Raw genomic sequence first — 16,611 nt, 5'->3', positions numbered from 1 at the left:
TGGAAAAGACAAAAAACATGTAAAAACAAAATTGACATTAATAAATGAATTAGGTAGTATAGTTCTTAACGGATTCTCTTATCCTGAGTGGTGGAGGGACATGGACCCAATGAAACCCAGCAACCTCTTTTTTAAAAGAAAGGTGCCAAACCGTTTGCAGACATATACTCGTCTGAACGATAAGAGCGAATGGACGTTTAAGAGCCTTCTCTCTGTCTTGAATAGTGAAGAAGGCTCTTTTATTTTTGAGCTCACATTTAAAAGAGAATTTTCGTAAATATAGTTATAAAAGGAGCAAATCATGACTTACAATAAACGTTTATTTACTTCAGAATCAGTGACAGAAGGACATCCAGATAAGATTGCTGACCAAGTATCTGATGCCATTTTAGATGAAATCTTAAAAGATGACCCTAATGCACGTGTTGCTTGTGAAACTACTGTAACAACTGGAATGGCTCTAATTTCAGGTGAAATATCTACATCAACCTATGTAGATATCCCTAAAGTTGTAAGAGAAACAATTAAAGGTATTGGCTATACTCGTGCTAAATATGGCTATGATTACCAAACTATGGCAGTTTTAACTGCAATCGATGAGCAGTCACCTGATATTGCACAAGGTGTTGACAAAGCACTTGAATACAGAAATGATATTTCAGAAGAAGAGATTGAAGCTACTGGTGCCGGTGACCAAGGTTTAATGTTCGGATATGCTACAAATGAAACAGAAACATATATGCCTTTACCTATCTTTCTATCTCATCAATTAGCTAAACGTTTATCTGATGTACGTAAAGATGGAATTTTAGACTATTTAAGACCGGATGGTAAAGTTCAAGTAACAGTTGAATACGACGAATCAGATAAACCTAAGCGTATTGACACGATTGTAGTTTCATCTCAACATGCGGATGACATTGAATTAGAACAAATTCAAAGTGACATTAAAGAACATGTCATATACCCAACAGTTCCTGAAGGATTAATTGATAATGAAACGAAATTCTTTATCAATCCTACTGGAAGATTTGTTATCGGTGGACCTCAAGGTGATGCTGGATTAACAGGACGTAAAATCATTGTTGATACTTATGGTGGTTATGCACGTCATGGAGGAGGTTGCTTTAGTGGTAAAGACCCAACTAAAGTAGACCGATCAGCAGCTTATGCGGCAAGATATGTAGCTAAAAATATTGTTGCTGCAGGACTAGCAGACCAATGTGAAGTACAACTTGCTTATGCTATTGGCGTGGCTGAACCAGTTTCAATTTCAATTGATACATTTAAAACGGGCAAAGTTTCTGAAGCTCAACTTGTTGAAGCTGTTAGAGCTAATTTTGATTTACGTCCAGCAGGTATCATTAAAATGTTAGATTTAAAGCATCCTATATACAAACAAACTGCTGCTTATGGTCACTTTGGTAGAACAGATGTATTGTTACCATGGGAGAAATTAGATAAAGTCAATGTATTAAAAGATGCTGTTCAAGCTTAATAAACGCTTTAAATAATATAAAGAAATTGTCGAAATTATAGATAGTTTCCATTATAATTAGATTTACTGATAGATTAAAGGAGCGTTGATTTAATGAATTCATTTGGACCAATCGAAATTGGTTTAATCGTAGCAATTGTAGTTGCAATTATCTGTTTAATATTATTCTTAGTTACACTTAAAAGTAAAAACAATATTAAACAGAAAACAAAAGAAGAATACGACTTAAAAGAAAAGCAAATGAAAGCGTCACATGACGAAGCCCTAGAGAAAGAACGCATACAAAATAAAAAGCAGGTTACTAAACAAAAAGAAGATTTTGATGCAACTGTAAGCGGTAAAGATCGTGAAATTGATGCATTGAAACTATTCTCAAAAAACAAAAGTGAATATGTTACGGATATGCGCTTAATTGGAATTAGAGATCGTTTAGTGAAAGAAAAACGTATTAGACCTGAAGATATGCATATTATGGCAAACATCTTCTTACCAAGTAATGAATTCAATGATATTGAACGCATTAGTCACCTTGTACTTACGCGTACAGGTCTATATATTATAGATTCTCAACTATTAAAAGGGCATGTTTATCAAGGTATAAGTGGTAAGCAATTTAACGAATTGCCTATGATGGAACAAGTATTTAGTACTTTGGATTTAGATGCTAAGTCACCTCAAACACTAGTACTCGATCAAAATGAAGATAAATCTTCATTGTCATTCGTTAATTACTCAGAACAACTTACTTCAATTGAAAAGTTAGCGTCAGACTTGCAAACACAATTAGGGGCTAAATATACGCCAACTGCGATTTTATACTTTAATCCTAAACACAATGGAGACGTAACGATTTCAAATTATGCACAAAGTTCAAGTGTTAAAGTTCTAGTTGGACCTGATCAATTAGATGAGTTCTTTAATAAATTTGTATTCCATGGACGTATTCAATATAATGTAGATGAATTACAAAATGTTATGGATAAAATTGAATCATTTAATTAGTATTAATCCGAGATATGGTTATATCTCGGATTTTTTAATTTTGAGGAGAAGCTTATTAAAATAATAAACTAATATTAAGGTTTTCAATAACGACAATTATGGGAATAGAGTAGTAATTATTAAAATATAAAGAAAAGAGGTTTCTTTTATGGGAACAATTGAATTTTATAATGGTCACACAATGCCTAAAGTTGGAATTGGCACCTTTAGAGTAGAAAATAACGATGAATGTAAGGATGCAGTTAAGCATGCAATTGTCTCAGGTTATCGTAGTATTGATACAGCTAAAGTATATGGTAATGAAGAACAAGTTGGTTTAGGAATTAAAGAAGGTCTAGAAGCTACTGGGTTAGAACGTAAAGATTTATTCATTACATCAAAACTATATTTTGAAGATTTTGGGCGCGAAAATGTTGCAAATGCTTATGAAACAAGTATCAATAAATTAGGACTAGATTATTTAGATTTATATCTTGTTCATTGGCCTGGTACTAATGAAGCAATAATGGTTGATACATGGAAAGGTATGGAAGATTTATATAAAGATGATAAGGTTAAAAATATTGGTGTAAGTAACTTCAATGCAGAACACTTTGAAGCATTATTAGCTCAAGTTTCTATTAAGCCAGTCATCAACCAAGTAGAATTTCACCCATATTTTACTCAAAATAAACTACGTAAATATTTAGAAGTACAAAATATCCATATGGAGTCATGGTCACCATTTATGAATGCCCAAATCTTAGGTGATGAAACACTTAATCAAATTGGCAAAGAAGTTAATAAATCGGCAGCACAAGTCGTCATTCGTTGGAACATGCAACATGGTGTCATCGTTATTCCTAAATCAGTTACACCTCAAAGAATAGAGGAAAATATTAATGTTTTTGATTTCGAACTAACAGATGAACAAATGGAACAAATTGATTCTCTAAACAAAGATCAACGCATTGGTCCTGATCCAGCAACATTTGAGGGACATTAATAAAAATATAAAAATACACTTCATAGTTGCAAGATTTAATCTTAAAACTATGAAGTGTATTTATTTATATCGAATAACCAATAAAGCAAGAGATAAACCCTATTACAAATTGTAAAATAGAATAACTAAAAAATTGAACAGGTTTAAAACTTGGCGAAATAAATTGGACGATTTCATAAGACAGAGTTGAAAAGGTTGTTAATCCTCCAAGAACGCCAGTTATAAAAAACAGTGAAAATAATTGATAATCTTGAGCTATCCCATACACGAAGCCAATTAAGGAACTACCAACGAGATTGACTATTAAAGTTGCAATCGGTATAGGTGACGTTATTTTACTTTTAAAGACATCTGTTAACCAAGCTCTGATAACAGCACCAATGCCACCACCTACCATAATAAGTAGTATATGTATCATATAGGTTGCCTCCCTAATTTAACACCTAACCAGCAGAAAAGAATGCCTCCTATATAACTGGTTAAGCCATAGATAAAGAGCAAAGCGATACTATTATTTTGTGACATTGTAACTAACTCAAATTGGAAGGTTGAAAAGGTAGTTAAAGCACCTAGTAGTCCCGTTGTGACACCTTTTTTAATTAGTGGGTTGTTTTTAAAAAATTGAATGGATAACGAAGATAAATATCCCATTGAAAATGCACCCACAATATTCGCAATCAATGTACCGAGTGGTAATCCAGAATTGGCATTAAGAGTTGATAAGACATATCTTAGTAATGCTCCAAATAAGCCCCCAATAAACACAAATAAATATTGCATTTTGTCACACCTATTCATTATTTTTATTACGTTAAACAGTAATCGTTAATTATTTTTAAATTAAAAAGTTAGTTCTGGCATTTAAAAAAGTTTACGACAATATACCAAATGTCTTAATTGAGGCATAGATATGGTATACAATCACCAATAAAATGATTATTGGCAAAATTTTACTCGCAATTCTTATCCATCCTTGTTTATCACCTAAATGTTTAATCGCTTTATCTGAGAATATAATAGAAGCAATTAATATAATCACATTAATGATACTACACGCAATAAGTAAATATTTAACAGAAGTAATTTGCTGACTTAATAGTGGGTTGAATGTATTAAAATAAAAACTTATGATGAGTAAAATTATTGAGATATAGAAGTATTTTTTTGGCTTAGACATAATGTTCCTCCTACCTAATATCATCTAATCATATTACCATATTTTAATTAACATTTAATAGTGACTAGTGAATTTGATAATTAATTTTGTTAAAAAGCAAAACATTCGCCAAGTGTTTCTAAGAATGATATAAATAATTTATAAATATTTTATTGATGCGGAATAGTCTGATCATCATATGAAAAGAAGTATATACATATAAGAAATCTATTGTGATGTAATTTAACTATCATCGTAATCGTAAATAAAGGAGGAAGAATGTAATGGCAAAATTAAATGTCGAAGTATTTGCAGATGGCGCAGATATTGAACAAATGAAAGCAGCATATAAAAATAAAGAGGTAGACGGTTTCACTACTAATCCTAGTTTAATGGCTAAAGCGGGTGTAACAGACTATAAATCATTCGCTGAAGAAGCGGTTAAAGAAATTCCAGATGCATCTATTTCATTTGAAGTATTCGCTGATGATTTAGAAACTATGGAAAAAGAAGCTGAAATATTAAAACAATATGGTGATAATGTTTTTGTCAAAATTCCAGTTGTGAATACTAAAGGTGAATCAACAATTCCGTTAATTAAAAAATTATCAGCGGACAATGTGCGTTTAAATGTTACTGCAGTGTACACTATTGAGCAAGTAAAAGAAATTACTGAAGCGGTAACTGAAGAAGTACCTACATATATTTCAGTATTTGCGGGTAGAATAGCTGATACTGGTGTTGATCCATTACCTTTGATGAAAGAATCAGTAGATGTGGCGCATAGTAAAGAAGGCGTTAAATTATTGTGGGCAAGTTGTCGTGAATTATTTAATGTTATTCAGGCAAATGAAATTGGTGCCGACATTATTACATGTCCAGCAGATGTAGTTAAGAAAGTAAATACTAATTTAGGTCGAGATATTAATGAATTATCAGTTGATACTGTAAAAGGTTTCGCTAAGGATATTCAAAGCTCAGGTTTATCTATCCTTTAAGATTTAAAAATTAAAAATAACTCCGTTATATAAGATATTGATTAGAACTTCTACATACAATTAACATTTTCATGTCTGTTTATAGATTCTCTAAATCAATCTCTTTCAGAAACGGAGTATTTTTATATAATAAAGCTTATGTTTTTTAACTTGTAAGTAATTAAGAACTTCGCTAAAATTTAAAAGAAATCATATTAGAAGGAGATAACCACATAGTATGAAATATACAGAATTTGAAGAGAAAGTTAAAAAACAATTGTGGTTTTTAAATAAAAAGGAAAAAAAGCTATTAAAAAATAATTTAACGCATTACCATAAAGAGGTTGAGGGTAATGAAGGGGATATTCAGTCAAAGAAATATCGCAAACCAATTCAGTACGCAAATCAATTTTTAAAAAATAACATATTTAAACAAAAAGATGTGGCAAGTTCCACATTGTTATTTTTACTAATTGGAATTGTACTCATTTATGCTTTCTTGCTAGGGTTATTTTTAACAGGGTTTATTACAAGTCTTACTGCAGTGAATTATTTTATAAATCCACAAGTTTCAATGCCAGTTATAAATGTGATCTTAATTTTAATAGGTGCAATACTTCTTGCAATCGTAAGTTTATTACTCATTAAATCAGTTACTGCATTTTTTACAAAAAAATTATTAGAATATAAATTTAATAAATCTGCATAGTTTTTTGTACTAAATGATACAATAATGTACTTTCTTGCCATTTTTTATAAATTAACGAATAGGGTTCATCAACTTGTAATTGGATATTGTTTTCAAAAGTAATGATGACGCCATTTGTAGTAGAAGTTAATCCAATAATTGTTAATGCGTTGATGTAAGTTTGTAAAGGTGCACGTTGATGTTTAATAGGGAAGAGGACAACTTTGTCAGATATATATAAAGGTACTAATTTATTAATTGCTAATAATCGTTTTGCCAACTTTAGCCTTTGCAAATACGATTGATTATGCTGTTCGAAATAATAAATTAGTACCTTTTTAATTGGAAAAGGTAGCACCATGTCATAAGTCGAAAAGCAGCATTTAGTTTTATGTTCACTATGTTGCAATGTTTGAATATAAAGCAAATGGTAAGAATTGTGTGGAATCATATTATTCACCTTTAAAATAATAATCGGTGAGCTTTTTTATGGAAGAGGATTTATACTTTTTAATACTCGATAAAGAGACATGCATTAAGTCGGCAATTTCGAATTGTTTATAGCCTTGAATAAAATAGTTATACCATGCGAGTTCTTGTGCATTTAAAATTTTGGAAATGTCATTATAGTTGAAGAAAGTTATCTCTGTATTAATAGAAGTAATTTGAGGAGTTTGTAAATTATCGACTTCAACTATTTCTGGTTTTAAATTTTCTTTTCTAAATAAGTCAATTAAGTAAAAGTTGAGCCGTTGATAGAGATAAGAGGATAAACAAATATTTGAATTCTTATTGTAATTCTTAGATAATTGCCACAGTTTAATTAGCAATAACTGATAAAATTCATCATAATTATACTTGACGTAATAACGTTTTAACAAATAATGTATAATTCTATGATATTTATGATATATGTCATCAAAATTCATTGTACTTGGAATTCGCTCCTAGGTTAAGTACTTAAACAAAATTTCCGGATATCTAAAATTTAAACTAACTTATTTAAATTATCATTTGCGTAATTTGAAAAAAGGGTGTTAAATAGTAAACATAGAATAATGAAAGTATGCAAAATAATGGTTTAAGTCATAAGTAACTCAGTAATGCGACAATTAATTATGAACATACCTAACATTCATAAATATATTTAAGTTCTAGTCAATTTGTAACGTGGGAGGTATAAATTTGGATTACGCACATTTAAATTTAGAGCATTTTTTTGCAAGAAATGATGATTTAGGCATAATTAGGGATCGTTCTGAATTTGTAATGATTAACAATTTCACAAATGAAATGATGTATCGAGATGGTGAAATAGAAGGAACAGTTGATTTAAATCAATATTATTACAAGAATAGATCTCAAGCAGCTAGTTTTATAATGATGGATTATCGCAAAGATAATTAACAATAAATATTTATGCTTTATGGAATCAAGTAATGAAATTCTATATGTTTCATTACTTTTTATTTTGCAAAGTTTCATTTTGATTACTTTTATTTTATGAATATGTAACATTGTAAGTATAAAATTGTTTATAAGAATTAATAATGTTAAACTTTATTATCATAAAGATTTTAAAGAAAAAACAACATTGACCTAAGAGGTGTGAATATGACGAAGCACAAAAAAGGCTCAATTATTAGCCTAGTGGGGTTATTGATTGTTTTAGTCGCAGCAGGTTTTATTTTCTTTACTATGATTTCAGATCAAATATTCTTTAAAAAAGTAAATGAAGAAGAAAAAGTAGAGCATTTAAACGTTACACTAAATAAAGCTGCTGATAAACAAATTGATAATTACACAAGTCAACAAGTCTCTAACAAGAATAATACTGCTTGGAGAGATGCTTCAGATAATGAAATAAAAGCTGCAATGGACAGTAGTAAGTTCATTGATGATGACAAACAAAAGTATCAATTTTTAGATTTATCTAAATATCAAGGTATTGATGAAAACCGTATTAAGCGTATGTTATTCGATCGACCTATGTTATTAAAGCATACTGATGCATTTATTAGTGCTGCTAAAGAGAAACATGTGAATGAAGTTTATTTAATTTCTCATGCTTTATTAGAAACTGGTTCAGTTAAAAGTGAATTAGCCAAGGGTGTAGAAATTGATGGTAAAAAATATTATAACTTCTATGGTGTAGGTGCTCTCGATAGTGTTCCTATTAAAACTGGTTCAGAATACGCAAAAAAACACGGTTGGGATACTCCAGAGAAAGCCATCAAAGGTGGTGCTGATTTTATTCACCAACACTTCCTATCACATGATGATCAAAATACGCTTTACAGTATGAGATGGAATCCTAAAAATCCAGGTAAACATCAATATGCTACTGATATTAAATGGGCAGAAAGTAATGCTCAAATTATCGCAGATTTCTATAAAGAGATGAAAACAGAAGGTAAATATTTTAAATTATACGTATACAAAGATGATAATAAACATCAAAAATAAATAATTGTAAGTAAACTAAAGCCAACGATCACACTGATTCAAGCAAGTGATGACGTTGGCTTTTTCTTTAATATATTTTATGTTCACAAACATTTATTCGGCTTTATTTTTTCGAGTTATCCAACTAAATGCTATAACAAATACTACGAAAACTTTTAAGAGAAATTTCATTTTAGTTCACCTCATTAACTCAATATTAACATATCAATATAGGATAAAGAAAAATGGAGAATGTTAAGTGCATATAAGTATAAATTATTTTAAGCAATTTATGATATTGATATAATTAAATTATTAAAAATTCTTGTTAGAGAAAATTAAAAGGATGATGAATATATGCGTGTAGCAATTATAGGGATGGGCACAGCTGGTGTTAGTGTACTAAGGCAATTAGTCAAAAATGAAGCGTTTAAAAATCTTGAGGTTGATGTATATGATCATGATAAGAATATGGGGCAGGGTGTACCTTTTCAAAATGACAGCAGCCAATTATTAATTAATTTGCCAACTAAGCAAATGAGTTTGAATTTGGATGATGAAGAAGAGTTCTGGAAATGGTATCAAGAGCAATCAGAATTTAAATTCGATAATCCTAAATATCTTCCTAGGTTTGTATTTGGTCATTATATGAAGTCATACCTATCTAACTACGACTTGTTATTTGATAATTTAACCATTATTAAGCATCCAGTTCGCGAAATTTTTACAAATTCAGAAATTGATGAGACTACATTAACATACTATGTATGTACTTCAGAAGATATGAGTGAATGGAAAGAGTATGATTATATATTCTTAACGACTGGCACATTCGCATATCATGATCCATATAAACTAAAAGGGAATAAAGGTTATATTCAAACACCTTATCCTACATATAATACATTAGATGAAGTGTCTCAATCAGACGATATTGCAATTATAGGCACTGGATTAGCCAGTTTAGATGTAGTTAGATACGTGACTACACATCATCCTAAATTACCAATAACTATGACTAGTCGCTCAGCACATTTACCTAGTGTTAGAGGAAATATGATAGATGTTGAGTTTAAACATTTAACTAAGCAAAAGTTTAATGAATTGAAGTCGCAATATTATGGAAATGTACCTTTAGAATTAGCTTTTGAATTATTCCAATTAGAATGTAAAGATCATAATATTGATTTAGAGAAACTAGTATATCGTCGCACAGGAAATACAATTCAAGATTTACAGTATGATCTTGATAGACCTGATGAAATTGGTGTGTTTCAAAGTTTAATTGAAAATATTAAAGAAAATCTAAACTGGATATGGAATAGCTTTAGTCGAGAAGATCAGCAAGACTTTGATAAACGTTTCTCAAAAATTATTCAATTAAATTCTAACCCTATGCCACCTCGTACTGCAGAGTTAATTATAGACTTAATAAATAATCAATCATTAATTGTTAAAAGCGGATTAGAGGATATTACTTATAAAGACAACCATTATTTATTGGAATTTAACAATGATGATTATTATTATCAATATGATGTCATTATTAATTCGACTGGATCAAAAACACATTTATCAGATTTAGATGAGGAAGATCAGCTTATTCTTAACCTACAAAACAGACAAATTGTTCAACCACATCCAATGGGAGGTATACAAATTATTCCAGAAACCAATCAAGTCATAAGTCCAAGATATGGAACTCTCAACAATATGATAGCTATTGGGCAAGTAACTAATGGCGTTAATAAATTGCGTAATGGAGTGAAGATGATCGTTGATCAAGCGGTCAATTCTGTAAATTATTTATATGAAAACCAAAGTAAATTTGACCATTTTAGTTCATAATGTAGACATTTACACTTAAATAACTAAATTCCATTATTAGTTACTCTGTTAAATAATATGCAGCGTTGACGGTTTGTAATTTTTAAACAATAAGCGTATGATTAATGTTGTAGTTATTAAACTACGTTAACTCAAACAATCACAATTTCATATGAATTCTTTCGGGGCGGGGTGCAATTCCCAACCGGCAGTAATATAAGCCTGCGACCTGTCAAAGTAAAAGGTAATAACTTTGATGGCTGATCTAGTGAGATTCTAGAGCCGACAGTGAAAGTCTGGATGGGAGAAAGAATGAGTCGTCATTATTTGATAATTATGATGGTTATTTAGCATACACATTTACTAATGTTGTAAGCTTATTTGAATATATTTGGTCTCCCTATGCCTTTAAGCACTTTATTGGTATAGGGAGTTTTGATTATGAGGTGATTTATTGAGTAATTTTATGAAATACGCTATACAACTCGCACAAATGGTTAAAGGACAAACGGGTATCAATCCTCCAGTTGGTGCGGTCGTTGTTAATAACGGCCGAATAGTTGGACTCGGTGCTCATCTAAAACAAGGTGAGAAGCACGCGGAAGTACAAGCACTTGATATGGCTGGAAAGGAAGCAAATGGTGGAACAATCTATATTTCGCTAGAACCATGTACCCACTTTGGCTCAACACCACCATGTGTGAACAAAATTATTGAATTTGGACTAAGCAAAGTTATTTACGCTGTTAAAGATACGACATTACCTTCTGAAGGGGACGCTATTTTAGAACAAGCTGGGATTGATGTAGAACATCAATACTCTGAAGAAGCAGCTGCCTTATATAAAGACTTTTTTAAAGCTAAGTCAGAGCAAATCCCTGAAATTACGATGAAAGTGTCTGTATCATTAGACGGTAAACAAGCAACAGATTTAGGTCAGAGTAAATGGATTACTAATTCAGAAGTCAAACAAGATGTCTACCATTTAAGACATACGCATGATGCTGTGTTGACAGGAAATGGTACAATTAATGCTGATAACCCACTTTACACGACTCGTATTCCAAATGGTAAAAATCCAATCCGATTAGTGCTAGCTAAAAGTGGCAATGTTGACTTTACGAAACAACTTTTTCAAGATTCGTCGAGTGAAGTGTGGATTTATACTGAAAATCAAACGCTTGAAAGTCCAAATCGAAACATAAAGGTTATCTGTATAGATAAATGCGATTTAAAAGATATTCTTAAAGATATATATAAGCGAGGTATTGGTTCATTATTAATTGAAGCTGGTCCTCGTATAACTTCCAAATTTCTCCAAACTGATTTTATTAATCAACTTATTATTTATTACGCCCCGAAAATAATAGGTGGTTCTGGAAAAAATCAATTCTTTCAAACTGCGGATATTATTGATTTAAATGAAACCACTCAATTTGAAATTTCTTCTACTGAGTTAATTAATCAAAATTTAAAAATGATTTTGCGAAAGAAGTGACAACTTATGTTTACAGGTATTGTTGAAGAAATAGGTACTGTCAAAAATATTCGTACTCATCAATCGGTTAGAACATTGGATATAGCTTGTCAAACTATCACAGAAGACATGAACATTGGTGACTCTATTAGTGTGAATGGAGCTTGCTTAACAGTGATTGACTTCACAAGTAATTATTTTTCTGTTCAAGTTATAAAAGGTACTGAAGATAAAACATATCTATCTCAAATCAATAAAAATGATGAAGTCAACTTAGAAAGAGCAATGTCAGGAAATGGACGTTTTGGAGGTCATTTTGTTTTAGGTCATGTTGATGACAAAGGTGTTATAACACAAGTTAAGGAAACTCCTAATTCAAGGATAGTTTCGATTAAAGCATCTACAAATATCTTTAATCAAATGGTCAAACAGGGTTCAATCACTGTGGATGGTGTGAGTTTAACAATTTTCGATTTACGACATGATAGTTTTGATATTCATTTAATACCTGAAACAAGACGTTCAACGATTTTATCTTCTAAACAAAATGGCGACCAAGTTCATTTAGAAACGGATGTTCTTTTTAAATATGTTGAACGAATGATAAGTAGAAATGAGTCAGAGCTTACATTAGATAAGTTAAGAGCATTTGGCTTTTAGGAGGCGTAATTATAGATGGAATTTGACGATATTATGGATGCATTAAATGCTTTAAAACGTGGTGAAAGTATTATTGTTGTGGATGACGAGGATCGTGAAAATGAAGGAGATCTTGTAGCTATAACGCAATGGATGAATGATAATACTATTAATTTTATGGCTAAAGAAGGTAGAGGGCTAATTTGTGCACCAATTAGTAAAGACTTGGCACTTAAACTTAAACTAATGCCTATGGTAGAACATAATACGGATGGTTTTGGAACTAATTTCACAGTAAGTATCGATCACGTTACAACATCAACCGGTATAAGTGCATTTGATAGAATGGCAACGGCACGTGCTTTAATTAATCCAGAATCTGGGCCTGAAGATTTCCATAAACCTGGACATCTTTTTCCACTAATAGCTAAAGAAAACGGTGTGTTGGAACGTACTGGTCATACAGAAGCAGCTGTAGATTTAGCGAAACTAACGAAAGCAGTTCCAGCAGGTGTTATATGTGAGATCATGAATGAAGATGGGACAATGGCTAAAGGTGAACAACTAGAAGCGTTTAAACATCAACATGGTCTTAAAATGATTACTATTGAAAGTTTAGTTAATTATCAAAAAGACAAAGACACTAGTGTTGAGTTAAAAGCAAAAGTTAATATGCCGACAGATCATGGAACTTTTGAAATGTATGGATTCGAATCACCATTAACTAAAGAAGAAATTGTTGTACTTGCTAAAGGAGAACCACGTGCCACAGAAAATGTGCGTATTCATTCTGCATGTTTAACAGGTGATATTTTCCATAGTCAAAGATGTGATTGTGGTGCACAACTAGAATCAGCGATGAAATATATTAATGAGCATGGTGGCATGATTATTTATTTGCCTCAAGAAGGAAGAGGCATAGGGTTAATCAATAAATTAAGAGCATACGAATTAATTGAACGAGGTCATGATACAGTAACTGCCAACCTAGCTTTAGGATTTGACGAAGATTTGAGGGATTATCATATAGCAGCTCAAATTTTAAATTATTTCAATGTACAACAAGTGAATTTGTTAAGTAATAATCCTAAAAAATTTGAGGGATTATCTGAGTATGGTATTAAAGTTGCGGACCGCACACCAATTATTGTAGCTGAAACAGAACATAATCATGATTATATGAATACTAAAAAAATAAAAATGGGACATTTAATTTAGGAGGAATAAAGATGAATTTTGAAGGTAAATTGGTAGGAACAGATCTAAAAGTAGCTATTGTTGTAAGTCGATTTAATGATTTTATAACGAACCGTTTATTAAATGGTGCAAAAGATACACTTGTACGTCACGGTGTGGAAGATAGTAATATAGATGTTGCTTATGTACCTGGTGCATTTGAAATTCCATTAGTTTCTAAAAAACTAGCTCAGAAGGGTAAATATGACGCAGTCATCACTTTAGGTTGTGTAATTAGAGGTGCAACATCTCATTATGATTATGTATGTAATGAAGTTGCTAAAGGAGTATCAAAGGCGAATGATGTAAGCGATATTCCAGTTATATTTGGCGTATTAACCACTGAAAGTATTGAACAAGCGGTTGAAAGAGCTGGAACTAAAGCGGGTAATAAAGGTGCTGAAGCAGCAGTAAGTGCTATTGAAATGGCAAATTTATTAAAACAATTTTAATTAAAAAAATAAATCCTCGACAAAGCACTAGCAGTGTCGAGGATTTATTTTTTTATCTTTTTAATAATCTTGTAAAACCAGAAATAATAAATGCAACTCCAAGGCCTAGGCTAGTGAAAAGACCAATTTTTTTCAATGTTTTAGTTGAAACAAATTCTTGATATGCAAGAGCAAGGTTTTGAGGGCGTTCAGCTAATCTACGCATGAAGTAACCGAACCAATCATTGCCATAAGGAACATAAATTGTGAAATGGTATCCTTGACGAGAAATATCCTCAGCTAATTCACTACGGAATCCGTATAACATTTGGAATTCAAATTGATCTCTATCAATATTATGTGATTTAACAAATTGTTTAACGTGGTTAATTATTTGATCGTCGTGTGTAGCGATTGATGTATAGTTTTTCGCATTTAAAAGACGTTTCTCAATGATTTTTATGTAATTTGCATCAATCTCTTCTTTAGTTTGATATGCAATTTGTTCAGCTTCTTTATATGCACCTTTAACTAATCTTAAGCGCAAATTAGGATATTTTTCAATTAAGTCAATTGCATCATAAAGGTAAGCTTGTATTACTGTTCCAACGTTTCTGAATTCCCCTTTAAGTCTATCTAACACTTCAACAATTTGCTGTAAACTGTCAAATTTTTCAGTGTCGATATTAATATGCATATTATCAAATTCGTTAGCTTTAAGTAGAATCTCTCTTAAATTATTATAAGCTAGCTCAGTATCAAATTCACCACCAAGAGAACTTAATTTTACAGACATATGAGCATCGACATTATAATCTTTAATAGCTTGCATAACTTCTAAAATTTCATTCTTAGCTTGAGTAGCCTCTTCAACCGTTCCTACAAACTCGCCAAGATTATCAACTGTAACTGCTATATTTTTATCGTTGAGTCTCTCAATTGTGTCAATTAATTGCTCGATAGTATTACCAGCCACAACTTTATTTGCACCCATTTTAGGACCTACTTTTTTTGCTGTTTCATTTAAATAAGTGCTATTTGATAATGCAATAAAAAAATTCTTAAAAAGTGACATATCCCATTCCTCCATATTACATAAAACTTATAATTTAATAATAGTTTAGCATGAATAGGCGATAGTAGAAAGCGTTTTCAATTATCTGAATACTGTAAAAAAAGGTATAATTACAATATCGAACTAAAATTTGTAATCACTTTGTCTCTAAGATTTACACCAGTCCAAACCAATAATCTGATATAATACATTTATTGAAATATAAGTTAGAAAGGAATTATACATATGTGGAAATGGGAAACTGAACACGATGCTAAAGGTGTCGTGGTTATAGTACATAACATTTTAGAACACACTGGCAGATATGCATACGTCATTACAATGTTAAGACGTAATGGCTATCACGTTATAATGGGTGATTTACCTGGTCAAGGTCAAACTTCTAGAGCAAACAAGGGACAAATTGAGCATTTTGATATCTATCATGAAACACTAATAGAATGGGTTAGAATTGCTAATGAATACAAGATTCCTACTTTTGTCATGGGTGTTGGACTAGGTGGATTAATTTTATTAAATGTACTTGAAAAAACAGAATTACCTATCGAGGGTATGTTACTCCTTTCTCCATTGTTAGAATTTAAAAGAAATAATAAGACACGTAAAAATATGTTAATTTCAAATGTAGGTAAAGGTTCTAAGGACGCACGATTCAAATTAGGTATTGAAACTAAAGATTTAACGCGAAATGATGAAGTTATTGAAGAAACTAAACAAGATGGATTAATGTTAAGAAAAGTAACCTACAAGTGGTATAACATTGTGTTGGAAACAATGAAAGATACAGTTCAACATTCCAAAGATATACAATCTATGCCAACGTTACTAATGTATGGAACTGAAGATAAATTATTGGAATTACGCTCATTCAATGAACTTAAAAATAATTTAAACACTAATGAATTTTATTTTAAAGTATGGGAAGGCTTCTATCATGAAATTCATAATGAACCTGAACGTGATCAAGTGATGCGTTACGTGTTGACGTTTTTAAATAATAGTGTGAATACAATGGGTTTTATAGTAAATGAAGAAGAAATCGAAGAAGTTTAAAAATCAGAGTGTGTGATGAAGTAATATTTCATGACTACAATGCAAATTCGTCGTAATTGATCAAATTGAGAAACAATTTATAATATTTCTTCATTTCTAGTTATCCTTGAGGAGCTGGGACT

Annotated in this window: 19 protein-coding genes and 2 riboswitches; of the genes, 13 read left to right on the top strand and 6 right to left on the bottom strand. The window is 31.1% G+C overall.

All coding sequences use genetic code 11. The features are described 5' to 3' along the window. The first annotated feature begins 75 nt into the window (after positions 1-75). Positions 76-186, top strand: a riboswitch (SAM riboswitch). A 115-nt stretch (positions 187-301) separates the two neighbouring features. The 3 genes from metK to BDW31_RS04910 all read left to right on the top strand — a co-directional run bounded on the left by metK (position 302) and on the right by BDW31_RS04910 (position 3,485). After that, a complete protein-coding gene (gene metK / locus BDW31_RS04920) occupies positions 302-1,498 on the top strand; it encodes a methionine adenosyltransferase (RefSeq protein WP_037538587.1) in 1,197 nt (398 codons plus the stop codon). A gap of 93 nt (positions 1,499-1,591) precedes the next feature. Then, positions 1,592-2,500, top strand: coding sequence for a hypothetical protein (locus tag BDW31_RS04915; RefSeq protein WP_085060661.1), 909 nt, complete (start codon positions 1,592-1,594; stop codon positions 2,498-2,500). Between the two features lie 148 nt (positions 2,501-2,648). Next, entirely contained in the window at positions 2,649-3,485 is an 837-nt protein-coding gene (locus BDW31_RS04910) for an aldo/keto reductase (protein WP_110709271.1), read from the top strand. Positions 3,486-3,549: 64 nt separating this feature from the next. On the opposite strand, the gene BDW31_RS04905 is transcribed toward BDW31_RS04910, so the two are convergent. The 3 genes from BDW31_RS04905 to BDW31_RS04895 form a co-directional block, all read right to left on the bottom strand. Continuing rightward, the gene (locus BDW31_RS04905) at positions 3,550-3,903 is read right to left on the bottom strand and encodes a fluoride efflux transporter FluC (RefSeq protein ID WP_110709269.1); all 354 of its coding nucleotides are present in this window, start codon (positions 3,901-3,903) and stop codon (positions 3,550-3,552) included. After that, positions 3,900-4,265 carry a fluoride efflux transporter CrcB gene (gene crcB, locus BDW31_RS04900; RefSeq protein WP_037552253.1) on the bottom strand — a complete coding sequence of 122 codons (366 nt, stop codon included), beginning with the start codon at positions 4,263-4,265 and terminating at the stop codon, positions 3,900-3,902. The genes BDW31_RS04905 and crcB overlap by 4 nt, the downstream gene beginning before the upstream one ends. Before the next feature lie 91 nt (positions 4,266-4,356). Further along, positions 4,357-4,662, bottom strand: a complete 306-nt coding sequence (locus tag BDW31_RS04895; protein ID WP_085060663.1) for a hypothetical protein — start codon at positions 4,660-4,662, stop codon at positions 4,357-4,359. A gap of 263 nt (positions 4,663-4,925) precedes the next feature. Here BDW31_RS04895 and BDW31_RS04890 point away from each other — a divergent pair, with 263 nt between their 5' ends. Together BDW31_RS04890 and BDW31_RS04885 are read left to right on the top strand one after the other, a co-directional pair. Then, a complete protein-coding gene (locus BDW31_RS04890; RefSeq protein WP_085060664.1) occupies positions 4,926-5,639 on the top strand; it encodes a transaldolase in 714 nt (237 codons plus the stop codon). Positions 5,640-5,856: 217 nt separating this feature from the next. After that, entirely contained in the window at positions 5,857-6,327 is a 471-nt protein-coding gene (locus BDW31_RS04885) for a hypothetical protein (protein WP_110709268.1), read from the top strand. Here BDW31_RS04885 and BDW31_RS04880 read toward each other — a convergent pair. Beyond that, complete coding sequence (locus tag BDW31_RS04880; RefSeq protein ID WP_037552261.1) at positions 6,311-6,757, bottom strand: competence protein ComK; 447 nt, start codon at positions 6,755-6,757, stop codon at positions 6,311-6,313. The two genes, BDW31_RS04885 and BDW31_RS04880, sit on opposite strands and share 17 nt — an antisense overlap. A gap of 1 nt (position 6,758) precedes the next feature. Continuing rightward, positions 6,759-7,235, bottom strand: coding sequence for a sigma-70 family RNA polymerase sigma factor (locus BDW31_RS04875; protein WP_110709266.1), 477 nt, complete (start codon positions 7,233-7,235; stop codon positions 6,759-6,761). 256 nt (positions 7,236-7,491) lie between these two features. Between BDW31_RS04875 and BDW31_RS04870 the strand changes: the two genes are divergently transcribed. The 7 genes from BDW31_RS04870 (at position 7,492) to ribH (ending at position 14,382) form a co-directional block, all read left to right on the top strand. Continuing rightward, on the top strand, positions 7,492-7,713 hold the full coding sequence (locus tag BDW31_RS04870) for a hypothetical protein (RefSeq protein ID WP_110709264.1): 222 nt from the start codon (positions 7,492-7,494) through the stop codon (positions 7,711-7,713). Positions 7,714-7,920: 207 nt separating this feature from the next. Then, on the top strand, positions 7,921-8,772 hold the full coding sequence (gene sagB, locus BDW31_RS04865; RefSeq protein WP_110709262.1) for a peptidoglycan release complex glucosaminidase SagB: 852 nt from the start codon (positions 7,921-7,923) through the stop codon (positions 8,770-8,772). Positions 8,773-9,108: 336 nt separating this feature from the next. Beyond that, positions 9,109-10,599, top strand: a complete 1,491-nt coding sequence (locus BDW31_RS04860; protein ID WP_085060668.1) for an FAD/NAD(P)-binding protein — start codon at positions 9,109-9,111, stop codon at positions 10,597-10,599. A gap of 153 nt (positions 10,600-10,752) precedes the next feature. Further along, positions 10,753-10,894, top strand: a riboswitch (FMN riboswitch). A 138-nt stretch (positions 10,895-11,032) separates the two neighbouring features. Beyond that, positions 11,033-12,076, top strand: a complete 1,044-nt coding sequence (gene ribD, locus BDW31_RS04855) for a bifunctional diaminohydroxyphosphoribosylaminopyrimidine deaminase/5-amino-6-(5-phosphoribosylamino)uracil reductase RibD (protein WP_037552270.1) — start codon at positions 11,033-11,035, stop codon at positions 12,074-12,076. Between the two features lie 6 nt (positions 12,077-12,082). Then, a complete protein-coding gene (locus tag BDW31_RS04850; RefSeq protein WP_110709260.1) occupies positions 12,083-12,715 on the top strand; it encodes a riboflavin synthase in 633 nt (210 codons plus the stop codon). A gap of 15 nt (positions 12,716-12,730) precedes the next feature. Next, complete coding sequence (gene ribA, locus BDW31_RS04845; RefSeq protein ID WP_085060669.1) at positions 12,731-13,912, top strand: GTP cyclohydrolase II; 1,182 nt, start codon at positions 12,731-12,733, stop codon at positions 13,910-13,912. Positions 13,913-13,923: 11 nt separating this feature from the next. After that, positions 13,924-14,382, top strand: a complete 459-nt coding sequence (gene ribH / locus BDW31_RS04840; protein WP_110709258.1) for a 6,7-dimethyl-8-ribityllumazine synthase — start codon at positions 13,924-13,926, stop codon at positions 14,380-14,382. A 52-nt stretch (positions 14,383-14,434) separates the two neighbouring features. Here ribH and BDW31_RS04835 read toward each other — a convergent pair whose 3' ends face one another. After that, positions 14,435-15,436, bottom strand: a complete 1,002-nt coding sequence (locus BDW31_RS04835) for a proline dehydrogenase family protein (protein ID WP_110709256.1) — start codon at positions 15,434-15,436, stop codon at positions 14,435-14,437. A 225-nt stretch (positions 15,437-15,661) separates the two neighbouring features. Here BDW31_RS04835 and BDW31_RS04830 point away from each other — a divergent pair, with 225 nt between their 5' ends. Further along, the gene (locus tag BDW31_RS04830; protein ID WP_053026962.1) at positions 15,662-16,489 is read left to right on the top strand and encodes an alpha/beta fold hydrolase; all 828 of its coding nucleotides are present in this window, start codon (positions 15,662-15,664) and stop codon (positions 16,487-16,489) included. The last annotated feature ends 122 nt before the right edge of the window (positions 16,490-16,611 follow it).

Origin of the sequence: Staphylococcus sp. AtHG25 (genome assembly GCF_003217445.1) — a bacterium.
Taxonomy (GTDB): Bacteria; Bacillota; Bacilli; order Staphylococcales; family Staphylococcaceae; genus Staphylococcus; species Staphylococcus haemolyticus.
The sequence above is the reverse complement of the archived record's forward strand: the minus strand, read 5'-3'. Positions and strand labels throughout refer to the sequence as shown.

Excerpts from the sequence above, each read along its gene's own strand:
- metK (WP_037538587.1), top strand. The coding sequence starts at position 302 with ATGACTTACAATAAACGTTTATTTACTTCAGAATCAGTGACAGAAGGA.
- BDW31_RS04915 (WP_085060661.1), top strand. The coding sequence starts at position 1,592 with ATGAATTCATTTGGACCAATCGAAATTGGTTTAATCGTAGCAATTGTA.
- BDW31_RS04910 (WP_110709271.1), top strand. The coding sequence starts at position 2,649 with ATGGGAACAATTGAATTTTATAATGGTCACACAATGCCTAAAGTTGGA.
- BDW31_RS04905 (WP_110709269.1), bottom strand. The coding sequence starts at position 3,903 with ATGATACATATACTACTTATTATGGTAGGTGGTGGCATTGGTGCTGTT.
- crcB (WP_037552253.1), bottom strand. The coding sequence starts at position 4,265 with ATGCAATATTTATTTGTGTTTATTGGGGGCTTATTTGGAGCATTACTA.
- BDW31_RS04895 (WP_085060663.1), bottom strand. The coding sequence starts at position 4,662 with ATGTCTAAGCCAAAAAAATACTTCTATATCTCAATAATTTTACTCATC.
- BDW31_RS04890 (WP_085060664.1), top strand. The coding sequence starts at position 4,926 with ATGGCAAAATTAAATGTCGAAGTATTTGCAGATGGCGCAGATATTGAA.
- BDW31_RS04885 (WP_110709268.1), top strand. The coding sequence starts at position 5,857 with ATGAAATATACAGAATTTGAAGAGAAAGTTAAAAAACAATTGTGGTTT.
- BDW31_RS04880 (WP_037552261.1), bottom strand. The coding sequence starts at position 6,757 with ATGATTCCACACAATTCTTACCATTTGCTTTATATTCAAACATTGCAA.
- BDW31_RS04875 (WP_110709266.1), bottom strand. The coding sequence starts at position 7,235 with ATGAATTTTGATGACATATATCATAAATATCATAGAATTATACATTAT.
- sagB (WP_110709262.1), top strand. The coding sequence starts at position 7,921 with ATGACGAAGCACAAAAAAGGCTCAATTATTAGCCTAGTGGGGTTATTG.
- BDW31_RS04860 (WP_085060668.1), top strand. The coding sequence starts at position 9,109 with ATGCGTGTAGCAATTATAGGGATGGGCACAGCTGGTGTTAGTGTACTA.
- BDW31_RS04850 (WP_110709260.1), top strand. The coding sequence starts at position 12,083 with ATGTTTACAGGTATTGTTGAAGAAATAGGTACTGTCAAAAATATTCGT.
- ribA (WP_085060669.1), top strand. The coding sequence starts at position 12,731 with ATGGAATTTGACGATATTATGGATGCATTAAATGCTTTAAAACGTGGT.
- ribH (WP_110709258.1), top strand. The coding sequence starts at position 13,924 with ATGAATTTTGAAGGTAAATTGGTAGGAACAGATCTAAAAGTAGCTATT.
- BDW31_RS04835 (WP_110709256.1), bottom strand. The coding sequence starts at position 15,436 with ATGTCACTTTTTAAGAATTTTTTTATTGCATTATCAAATAGCACTTAT.
- BDW31_RS04830 (WP_053026962.1), top strand. The coding sequence starts at position 15,662 with ATGTGGAAATGGGAAACTGAACACGATGCTAAAGGTGTCGTGGTTATA.